This window comes from Streptomyces sp. bgisy130, from assembly GCF_057708345.1.
The window spans coordinates 1-9,083 of sequence record NZ_JBYISA010000083.1; the positions used below are offsets into that span (position 1 = coordinate 1).

A 9,083-nucleotide genomic window follows, 5' to 3' on the forward strand; every position below is an offset into this window, starting at 1 on the left:
GTTGGAGGGTGGGAAAAGCTAGGTAGGGGTCCCGTAGGTGGTCCGGTGCGACTTGTCGATCACACGCAACGGGCACAAGCCGCCGGCACTGGCATGGTCACGGGCATGGCGGCCAGCCCCCACCCATCGTCACTCACTCCCCAACGGGAGGGGACGGGCCGGAGGGGCCGGTGTGGGGGACGTAAAGCGAAGCAGTCCCCCACACCGGCCCCGGAGGTCCGTCACCGCACCCACAGCCCCGCGCAGCGGACCCGCCCGCCGCAGGCGCAACGGCGAGCAAGCCACAAACGTCGGCCGAGGCACAGCGCAGCGGGGAGCACCGCGCAAGCGGGCATCAAACGGCGAGCAACACCCACGGCGGAAAAGCCGAAAACGTGGGAAGAACCTAGGCCCCCTCGGGGCCGATTCGGCTTCGGACGGCCGTTTGGACCTCGTCCTCCTCGGCGGGGTCGGCGGCAAGGCGCCGGAGCTGTTCGACTACGCGGTCGTCGCCGGTGGCAGCGTGCCGAGCGGCTAGTTCCCGGGTCGTTTCCTCGCAGTCCCAGAGGCACTCGACGGCGAAGCCGGCCGCGAAGCCGGGGTCGGTGGCGGCGAGTGCGCCGGCGGCCCGGCCGCGGAGGTGGGAGGAGGAGGTTTCGCGGTAGATGTGCCGCAGAACGGGGGCGGCGCAGACGACGCCCAGCCGGCCGGTGCCGTCGACCAGCTCCCACAGGCCGTCCGCGTCCGGCCCCTCCTCGCGTACGGTCCGGCGCAGTGCGGCCAGCACCGGCTCGGCGTCGCGCCGACCGCCACGGCGGGCGAGCACCGCGGCGGCGGCCGCGCCCAGCCGGTCCGTGCGCGGCGCCCAGACACGGGCCCGCTCGACCGCGGCCACACTGCGCATCCGTGTGAAGGCGGCGAGCGCCGCGGAGGCCAGCTGCTCGGAGGAGAAGGGGTCGGCCACCGCGGCCTCGATCAGATCGAGGGTCTCGGGGTCGCCGCGCTCGGCAAGGTGGTGGAGCACGGCGGCGCGCGCCGCGTCCGGGGCGCTGCGCGCGGCACGCAGCAGCTCGGGACGGTCCTCGGGGCCGGCGACGGCGCCCAGGCAGCGGGCGGCGGCGTGCTGCCGGTGTTCCGTGGGCGCCGGGTCCAGGCCCTGCTCGGCCCACGCCAGGACCTCGGTCACGCTCCAGCCGGGGCGCGGCCCGCCGGGCTGAAGCTGCCGCTGCCAGCGGTCGAAGGAGCCCTGTTCCCCGGCGGCGGCCAGCCGCGGTCCGTAACGGGGGTCCTCCGCCCACAGCCGCCACGGCCGGGGCTCGAAGGCGTCCCGCACGGCGGCGGCCAGCTCGGCCTCGCCCTGCTCGGTCTCGGGGAAGCGGGCGAGGACGGCGGGGGCGAGGGTCATCAGCCCGGCGTCGTCGTCACGCAGCGCGAGCTCGTCCAGGGCCCAGCGCCAGTTGCTGCCGGCCGCGGCATAGCTGCGCAGCAGCAAACGGGCGGCGTCCCTGCCGTACGCGGCGAGGTGGCCGAGGACGGCGAGGGCCAGACCGGTGCGCTCCTCGCCGGTGTCGACCAGGTCGTCCGGGTGGAAGAGGTGGCGTTCGATCTGCTCGAGTCCGCCGTCGAGCTGCATGTAGAGGCGTGCGTAGTAGAGCGAGCGGTTCTCCACCTGCCAGTCACGCCGGGGGTCGCGCAGCACGCTGTCGTTGAGTGCCGCGAGCGCCTCGGCCCGCGGCGCCGCGAGGGCATGCAGGGTCCCGTCGCCGCGGCCTCGCTGAAGGAGGCCGAGCAGGGTGCCACTGGGCGCTATGTCTGGATCGAACATGAGGTCAGCATCCGGTGCGGGGGACTGGCTGGCAACGGGATTTCCGCTGACCGGCATTCTTGCCGGTGACCGCGGGCCGTATGCCTCGTTCCCACCATGGATCGGCGGAACCGCCTGCGTACGGCGGCCGAAGCCTAGCGTGGAAGCTGTTATTCCGCCGATTCGCCCCGGGGTTGCCCCAGCAAGGCCGGCGGCATATGCCGGGTGCACCACCGTATCGGGTAGTGCCAAATCCCTTACGGACCGTCGCCGCCTGTGCAACAGTCGTTACCGGCCCTTCAGCCCGGCGCCGCCTGATCACGGAGTACGTCATGCCGTCCCCTCTCTTCGCGGATCACTCAGCCGACCGGCCCCCCGAGCGCGAAACGGTCGAGGCACTCATCACGCAGGCCCGCCGCCTGCGCGGTGGCCTCGACGCCGTCCGGGAGTCCACGGTGGACACCAGCCTCGCCACGGACCCGCAGCTGCGCTGGCAGCGGGCCCTGTGCGATCTCGCGGTGCACCACCTCGACGACCTCGGGGGCCATCTCGACCAGCTGAGAGAGGGCCTGCCCACCGAGAGCGCGGACGACCCGGCAGTGGAGGCCGAGCCGCCGGCCGCCCCTCCGGAGCACGGGCCCCCTGAGCGCGGCTCACTGCTGCGCCGGGTGGGCAGCGCCGAGTGGAATCTGCTCACCGACGAGGTCAGCTGGTCCGACGAGCTGTTCGCGATGTTCGGCCGGGCGCCGTCCGACGGCCCGCTCACCCTCGACGAACTGCCGTCCCTGGTGCACCCCGAGGACCAGGACGGGCTGGCCACGATGGTCACCGACTGTCTGGTGGACGGCCGGCCGATCGACGGCGAATTCCGCATCGTGCGCCCGGACGAGACGCTGCGCACGGTGCACATGGTGGGCGAGCCGGTGCTCGACGCCGACGGCAGTACCGCATGCATGTGGGCCGTGCTGCGGGACGTCAGCGAGCTGCGCCGCAGCCAGCAGGCGGTACGCGAGACCCGTGACTCGCTGCACCGCGAGCGGCAGATCGCGCAGACCGAGCACCGGCTTGCGGTCGAGCTTCAGGAAGCCGTGCTGCCGCCCTGGCGCGGCTCCCTGAGGTTCCCGCACGGCGGCCCGGTGGCCCTCGACCTCGCCGGGCGGTATCTGCCGTCCGGCACCCGCGATCTGATCGGCGGGGGCTGGTACGACGCACTGCAACTCCCGGACGGCACCACCCTGATGAGCGTCGGCGATCTCACCGGCCACGGCGTCACCGCCACGTCCGGTATGGCGATGGTGCTCGGCGCCCTGCGCGGTATGGCGGTCGCCGGACACCGGCCGGGACCCCTGATGGGCTTCGTCAACCAACTGCTGGACACCAGCGCCCAGCCGGCGCTGGGCAGCGCGGTGTGCGGCCGGTTCGACCCCGCCGCGCGGACACTGGAGTGGGCCCAGGCGGGGCACCCCGCACCGCTGCTGTTCCGCGGCGGCACGGGGCGCGCGCTGGACCCGCCCGAGGGCGTACTCCTCGGCGCGACCTCGGGTGCGTCCTACACCCAGCACACCGAGCAACTGGCGCCCGGCGACCTCCTCGTCCTGCACACCGACGGCCTCGTCCCCCGCCGTGCGCAGGGCGCGGATGCCACCCATGAGGGTGCCGAGCGGCTTCGCGCCCTGGCGCCGCGGTTCGCCGGCACGCGCAGTGCCCAGGACGCCGTCCGCATCGTCGTCGAGGAGTTCGGCACCGCCGAGCGCGAGGACGACGCCTGTGTGCTGGTCGCCCGGGTCGGCGGCTGACACACCGCAGGGCCGGCCGAGGCCGGACCGGCGCCTCCGACGAGCAGTTGGGGACGTCGGCTGGTGGACCGCCGGTGGACGGGTGAGGCGGCAGGGCCGCGGAGGACGTGTCGTCACCCGGGACTACAGGTGACGCACCGCCACTCCCCGTGCCACCGCCCGCCTCAGACCGAGAAGTTCTTTCCCAGCCCCGCTCCGATACCGGGACCCAGGCCCGACCCCTTGGACTTGGGCTTCGCCTTCGGCAGGACATGCTGGATCTCCTCGCGCAGGTCCTGGATCTTGGCGTAGTTCGCGTACTGCCCCGTGAGCCGGAACATTTCGCGGAGCCGGTCCCAGGTCCGGTGCGAGGAGTTCTCCCCGATGGACACCAGCGCCAGCCTCGCGTAACGGTCGGCCTGTTCGGGGTCGTTGCCGAGGAAGCAGGCCGACGCCATCGAGATGTAGTCGAAGATCTGCGACCGCTGATGGCCGTTCTCCCGCAGCGTCAGCGCCCGCTTGGCGTGGTGCTGGGCGACCCTGGAGACCGAGGGATCGTGGTCGGCGAGGGTACGGAACGCCAGCGCCTGCATACCGTGCAGATCCGCCTCGTCGAACATCTGCATCCAGCTCGGCGGCGGCACATCGCCCTTGTCGGAGACGAACAACTCCTCGGCCTCGCCCAGGGTGCGGCGCATCGCCTGGCCGTGCCCCTTGGACGCCTGGGCCCAGGCCTCGATGGTGTGCAGCATGGCGCGGGTGCGCGGCAGGGTTTCCGCGCCGGAGCCGGACTTGGCCAGCTTCATCAGATCCAGCGCGTCGTCCGGACGGCCCAGATGGACCATCTGGCGGGCGGCACGGGAGAGCGCCTCACCGGCGCGGGGACGGTCGCCGCCCTCACGGGCCGCATGGGCGGCGATGATGAAGTACTTCTGGGCGGTGGGCTCCAGGCCCACGTCGTGGGACATCCAGCCGGCCAGCACCGCCAGGTTGGCGGCCACCCCCCACAGCCTGCGCTGGAGATGCTCGGGGTGGCGGTAGGCGAGCATGCCGCCGACCTCGTTGAGCTGGCCCACCACGGCCTTGCGCTGAAGCCCGCCGCCGCGGGCCGCGTCCCAGGCGCGGAAGACCTCGACCGAGCGCTCCAGCGCATCGATCTCCTGCGACCCCACGGGGGCCGCCTCGTAGCGGTCGAGGCCGATCTGGTCGAGTTCGTCGAAGGAGTCGGAAGCGAACGGGGCGTCGTGGCGTGGGGTGCCGGCCGGTGTCGGATCGGTGTGCAGCCAGTCGTGCATGGCGCCGGTGAGTGCGGAACCCGCGGCGAGCGCAGCGCCTGCACCCACCAAGCCGCGTCGGTTGAGCATGAGGTCCATTCCCGTGAATTCCGTGAGGACCGCGGCGGTCCGTTCGGGAGCCCACGGCAGACCGTCCATGGCCTGCCGCTTCCCCGAGCGACCGGTTCTTGCGAACCCGAGGTCCTCGATGGTTACGACACGGCCGAGGCGCTCGGTGAACAGGGAAGCCAGAACCTTGGGCACCGGATCGCGCGGGGTCTCCCCCATGTCGATCCAGCGCCGCACTCGTGAGGTGTCGGTCGCCAGCTGCGGATGGCCCATGGCCGCCGCCTGCCGGTTGACCAGTCTCGCCAGCTCTCCCTTGGACCAGCCGGCCAGGCCGAAAAGGTCCGCGAGACGGGTGTTCGGCTGCCTGTCCACGTCAAGCCCCCAGGTTCCTCGACTGAGTTGACAGTAACGGCCGGTGACATGCACTGGGTCCATTCGCCAGGGTTCGCCACCCTGCGCCAGATGGTCTGCCACCCGCAGCCACGTGTTCTGTAGACATGCCGCCCCCGGCCTGGTGGCGGGACCGCATTCCCCAGGGTGCGCGCCCTTCACAGGGACCCTGGATCGGCCTCCTGCACGGGGCCCGTTCACGGGTTCCCACCACCGGGCCGGGGAGCGCACGCAACTCGCCGGCGCACGAAGGGATCTGTCTCACCCATGTATGCAGCATCGTCCGCCGTGACCGTCCCCACCCGGCCGCACCGCCCGCACCCCACCGGAGGGGGGCCGTATCTCGACCCCTCCCCTTCCGCGGGGGCGGTTCCCGGTCTCCCCGGCGGCCGTACCCGGCGGGCGCAGGGGACGAGCGCCCAACCGCTCAGCGGGCGGCTCGACCTGTCCGGCCCGCAGGGCGCCCAGTTGCGCGCCGCGGTTGCCTCGGTGCACCGAATCTGCCCGGAGTTCAATCCGGTGCAGGTGCTGCGGCGCAGCGGCAGATCCGTCCTCCTCGTGGGGACGACGGGCCGGATGACCGCGGTCGCCAAGTGTTTACTTGACCATTCGCCGGCCTGGGCGGACAGGTTCCGGCAGGAAATAAGTGCATACCGCGCATTCGTCCGGCATCGTCCGCCGGTTCGGGTGCCGCGGCTGGTGGCGGCCGACCCCGACAACTGCACACTCATCATGGAGCGGATGCCCGGCCGGGTCGCTGCTCTGACCCGGCACCCGTCCGAGGCCCCGCCCCGCGCGGACGTCCGGTCCGCGCTCGGTGCGATCTGCCGGATCAATCTCTGGCGTCCGCCGGCCGGGCTGTTCGACACCCCGCTGGACTACGCGGGCCGGATCGGCCGCTACCACGACCTGGGGCTGCTCACCGACCGGGACCTGGGTGATCTTCAGAAGCTGATGCACGGCCTGTCGCACACCCAGGGCCAGTTCTGTCACGGCGATGCGCTGCTGAACAATGTGCTGCTGTCCCCCGCCGGCCCGGTGCTGCTGGACTGGGACAGCGCGGGCTGGTATCTGCCGGGCTATGACCTGGCGACGCTGTGGTCGGTGCTCGGTGACGCGCCGGTGGCCCGCCGCCACATCAGCCAGCTCGCCCAGAACGCCGGACCGGCCTCGCGGGACGCCTTCCTGGTGAATCTGATGCTGGTGCTCACCCGCGAGATCCGGCGCTATGAAACCGCGATCCAGCGGACCATGCGCGAGCCCACGCCGACGGGGGCACCGGGGCCGGGACACCCCGGCGTGCCCGCGGCGGGCGAGGAGCAGCGGCTGCTCCTGCGCCGACTGCACGACGACTGCCAGATGGCGCGGCGTGCGGTAAGGGCGGCGGTCGGCACCCGCTGACCGCCGAGGGGGGACTGTGAGCGGCGCACCCGGGCACGGGGTGCGCCGCTCACCCATGTGCGCCGGCCCCCACCGGCGCTTCTCTTCCGCCGCCCGCGGGGCCGGTTCATTGGTCCATTCCACTGACGCTCCGCAGGCCCGGCACCGGTCCGGGAAGGCTCCTCCGGAGAGGCCCTGACATGCGGAATCCCGAACCGGCAGGGTGATTGACGGACCGTCGGCAAACGTATAGCTCTAAGCCGACACGGGGCTCTAGTCTCGGGTCCCGCCCGTGCGGCCGTTTGCGCACCCACCGTCACACCGCCCCGGCTCGGGCCGGCTCGAGGAGGTTGCTTTGCAAGGATCCGCCCCGGAAGACGAGAAGAGAGTCCCCCGCCCCGCCCTGCGGAGATCCGCCACCGCCGTCGCGGCCGCGGTGCTGCTGCTGCCGCTCGCGGGAGCGCCGTCCGCAGAGGCCGGAGCGCCCCGGACGGACACGCTGCAACGGGCCTTCACCGAGGCCGCCGACCGCTTCCATGTGCCGCGCAGTGTGCTGCTCGGTGTCTCGTATCTGGAGTCCCGCTGGGACGGGCACGGCGGCGCGCCCAGTGTCTCCGGGGGCTATGGGCCGATGCATCTGACCGACGCCCGTACGGCCCTGACCCGCACGCCGGAGTTCAGCGAGGGTGACGAGGACGCGCGCGGCGACGGAGCGCGGGCCCGTAAGAGAGTGCCGGCCGGTGCGGCGCAGCGGGCGGCACTGCCCGCTGAACTCCCGCCCCGGCTGCGGACGTTGCCGGCCGCCGCCGAGCTGACCGGGATTCCCGCCGAGAAGCTGCGCACCGACCCCGCGGCGAATGTGCTCGGCGGTGCGGCGCTGCTCGCCGCGGAGCAGCGCAAGCTGGGCACGGCCGCGGGCGGCGACCCGGCGCGGTGGTATGCGGCGGTGGCGCGGTACGGCGGCCAGGACAGCGCGGACGGCGGAAGGGCCTTCGCGGACGAGGTGTACGCGGTGCTGCGCCAGGGGCAGACCCGCACCACCGACGCGGGACAGCGGGTCGCGCTGGCGGCCGCGCCGGGGCTGTCACCTGACGCCGGGCAGCAGAAACGTCTCAGCGCCTCGGCCACCAAGGCATCGACGACGCCCGCCGGCCGCCGGCCGGAGTGCCCAAGGAGTGTTGCCTGCGAGTCCGTGCCCGCGCCGTACGAGGAGTTCGGTGACAGTGACTACGGCAACCACGACAAGGCGGACCGCCCCGCGGACCAGCGGGTCAGCGCCATCGTCATCCATGACACCGAGGGGTCCTGGGAGACCACGCTCAAGCTGATCAAGGACCCGGCGTATGTGTCCTGGAACTACACGATCCGCTCCGCGGACGGTCTGATCGCCCAGCATGTGCCCACCAAGGACGTCGCCTGGCATGCGGGCAACTGGTACATCAACTCGCACTCCGTCGGCATCGAGCACGAGGGCTTCCTGGCCGCGCCGGACGCCTGGTACACGGAGGCGATGTACCGCGCCTCGGCCCGGCTGGTGAAGTATCTGAGCCGCAAGTACGACGTGCCGCTCGACCGGCAGCACATCCTGGGCCACGACAATGTGCCCGGCACGACGACGGCCACCATCCCGGGTATGCACACCGACCCCGGCCCGTACTGGGACTGGGCGCACTACTTCACCCTGCTGGGCAAGCCGTTCAAGGCCACCGCGGGCCCGCGGGGCGGACTGGTCACCATCCGCCCCGACTACGACGAGAACCAGCCGGGGTACACCGGCTGTGTGAAGGCCGGTGACACCTGCGCCCCGCACGGCTCCACGGCGGTCCGGCTCTACAGCGCGCCGGACGAGGACGCGCCGCTGGTCAAGGACATCGGACTGCACCCGGACGGCAAAGACTCGACGACCGGGGTGAATGACACAGGGGCCCGCGCCACGACGGGGCAGCGGTTCGCGGTGGCCGGGCGGTCCGGCGACTGGACGGCGATCTGGTACCTCGGGCAGAAGGCGTGGTTCCACAATCCGCTGGACGAGCCGGTGGCCGTGCACGCCAAGGGGCTGATCGCCACGCCGAAGGACGGGCGGCAGGAGATCCCGGTCTACGGCCGGGCGTACCCGGAGAAGGATGCCTACCCGGTCGGGATCCCCTACCAGGCGGTCTCCCCGCTGCCGTACAAGCTCGCCGCCGGCCAGAAGTACGCCGTCGGGGGCCGGATGCGGGGCGAGTACTTCTACTCCCCGACCTTCGATGTCACCAAGCATGCGGTCGTGCGCGGCGAGGACGTCTACTACGAGATCCAGCTCGGGCACCGAGTCGGCTATGTGCGGGCGGCCGACGTGGAGGTGGAGCGCTCGGGTTCGTAAAACCGTCGGGTGAGCGCATCGGGGGGGGGGGGGGGGGGGGGGAGGGGGGG

General features: G+C 72.4%; 5 protein-coding genes. 3 read left to right on the forward strand and 2 right to left on the reverse strand.

The window, feature by feature from the left end; translation table 11 throughout:
- Nucleotides 1–385: 385 nt before the first annotated feature.
- Nucleotides 386–1,804, reverse strand: a complete 1,419-nt coding sequence (locus tag AC3EUV_RS37900; RefSeq protein ID WP_432146136.1) for a HEAT repeat domain-containing protein — start codon at nt 1,802–1,804, stop codon at nt 386–388.
- A gap of 311 nt (nt 1,805–2,115) precedes the next feature.
- Between AC3EUV_RS37900 and AC3EUV_RS37905 the strand changes: the two genes are divergently transcribed.
- Nucleotides 2,116–3,579 carry a PP2C family protein-serine/threonine phosphatase gene (locus tag AC3EUV_RS37905; protein WP_432146135.1) on the forward strand — a complete coding sequence of 488 codons (1,464 nt, stop codon included), beginning with the start codon at nt 2,116–2,118 and terminating at the stop codon, nt 3,577–3,579.
- 164 nt (nt 3,580–3,743) lie between these two features.
- On the opposite strand, the gene AC3EUV_RS37910 is transcribed toward AC3EUV_RS37905, so the two are convergent.
- Nucleotides 3,744–5,273 (reverse strand): DNA-binding protein NsdB, encoded by a 1,530-nt coding sequence (locus AC3EUV_RS37910; RefSeq protein ID WP_432146134.1) that lies wholly within the window; start codon nt 5,271–5,273, stop codon nt 3,744–3,746.
- A 285-nt stretch (nt 5,274–5,558) separates the two neighbouring features.
- Between AC3EUV_RS37910 and AC3EUV_RS37915 the strand changes: the two genes are divergently transcribed.
- Together AC3EUV_RS37915 and AC3EUV_RS37920 are read left to right on the forward strand one after the other, a co-directional pair.
- Nucleotides 5,559–6,692 (forward strand): aminoglycoside phosphotransferase family protein, encoded by a 1,134-nt coding sequence (locus AC3EUV_RS37915; protein ID WP_435604865.1) that lies wholly within the window; start codon nt 5,559–5,561, stop codon nt 6,690–6,692.
- 334 nt (nt 6,693–7,026) lie between these two features.
- Nucleotides 7,027–9,033, forward strand: a complete 2,007-nt coding sequence (locus tag AC3EUV_RS37920) for an N-acetylmuramoyl-L-alanine amidase (RefSeq protein ID WP_435604866.1) — start codon at nt 7,027–7,029, stop codon at nt 9,031–9,033.
- Nucleotides 9,034–9,083: the final 50 nt, after the last annotated feature.